Genomic DNA, 349 nt, shown 5'->3' with positions numbered 1-349 from the left:
GACGGGGGTGGCGGCGCCGCCCGCGAAGGGCTCGGCGAGCGTCGTCGAGGGCTTCCTCGAGTACGCAGCCTCCAAGAACGCGACGGGCCTCGACACCTTCACGTACACGGTCCTGGACGCCCGCGGGGCGACGGCGACCGGGACCGTGCGGGTGGGGATCGCGCGGCCGGGCGAGAGCAACCAGTCGCCGGTCGCGGTGGACGACGAGGTGACGGTGCGTCCGGGGCGTACGGTCTCGGTCGCGGCGCTGGCCAACGACACCGACCCCGACGGCGACCAGGTCGGCCTGGTCCCGGGCGGGATCGAGGACACGCACGACCTGGACGCCGAGGTCGTGGCCGACCGCATC

1 protein-coding gene is annotated in these 349 nt (G+C 74.8%); it reads left to right on the top strand.

Annotation, left to right across the window (positions count from 1 at the left end):
• Positions 1-349, top strand: a 349-nt coding sequence (locus tag ACPCUX_RS18810; protein WP_423389399.1) for an Ig-like domain-containing protein, incomplete at both ends; no start/stop codon positions are given.

Source organism: Cellulosimicrobium sp. AB352, assembly GCF_049538415.1.
Classification (GTDB): Bacteria; Actinomycetota; Actinomycetes; order Actinomycetales; family Cellulomonadaceae; genus Cellulosimicrobium; species Cellulosimicrobium funkei.
The sequence above is the reverse complement of the archived record's forward strand: the minus strand, read 5'-3'. Positions and strand labels throughout refer to the sequence as shown.